We start from the raw sequence: 965 nt of genomic DNA on the forward strand, positions 1-965 counted from the left end.
CTAGGGCCTGTTTGAGAAGTGAGGGAGCCTCCAGTTAGTTTGGTTGTGCTGCAAGCAAACTGATCACTGGAGGCTCCAAGTGTCAAGAGTACCTGCTCACGCCGTGCTCACTGACAAGCAGTGGGGACACCTGCGCAAATGGGTCCCGGCGCCCGCGGTGACCGGGCGGCCGATCACCAGGTCGAGGCGGCAGTTGCTCGACGGAATCGCCTGGCGAGTCCGCACCGGATCGCCCTGGCGGTTCGTTCCCGAGACTGCATTCGGCCCCTGGGAGACCGTCTACGGGCTCTTCCGCACCTGGCAACTGGAGGGCATCTGGCCGATGCTGCTCAAGGCCATCCTGACCTTCCTTGACAACGCAGGCCGCTTGACCTGGGACGTCAGCGTCGACTCCACGATCGTCCGCGCGCATCAGCACGCCGCCGGTGCCGCGGCCCGACCCGTGGCCGGCGAGCCGGCCGACCACGCCATCGGCAAGTCCCGCGGGGGTCGGACCACCAAGATCCACACTGTGGCCGACAACGCCCAAGTCGGCCTGTCGATGACCATGACCGCAGGTCAGGCTGGAGACAGTCCCCAGTTCCGTCCGCTGCTGGAGCGAATACGCGTGTCCCGGCCCGGGCCGGGCCGACCCCGGACCCGACCCGGAAGGGTCATGGCCGACAAGGCCTACACCTCCCGCAAGAACCGCGCCTACCTGCGCAGGCGCGGCATCCAGGCGGTGATCCCCGAGAAAAAGGACCAGCGGCGGAACCGGCAGGCCAAGGGCCGCGCCGGTGGCAGGCCTCCGGCATTCGACCGGGAAGCATACAAAGACCGCAACACCGTCGAGCGGTTCTTCAACCGGCTCAAGCGATTCCGCGCCGTCGCGACCCGCTACGACAAACTCGCCGTCCGATACGAGGCCACCGTCCAGGTCGCGATGATCCTCGACTGGAAGCCCTAGCTTCTCAAACAGGCCCTAG

At 66.6% G+C, this 965-nt stretch carries 1 protein-coding gene; it reads left to right on the forward strand.

What is annotated here, in order from left to right; genetic code table 11:
* The first annotated feature begins 79 nt into the window (after window positions 1–79).
* A complete protein-coding gene (locus JFB92_RS24980; protein ID WP_199044673.1) occupies window positions 80–946 on the forward strand; it encodes an IS5 family transposase in 867 nt (288 codons plus the stop codon).
* Window positions 947–965 lie beyond the last annotated feature (19 nt).

Source organism: Glycomyces salinus (genome assembly GCF_016428645.1).
Lineage (GTDB): Bacteria > Actinomycetota > Actinomycetes > Mycobacteriales > Micromonosporaceae > Glycomyces > Glycomyces salinus.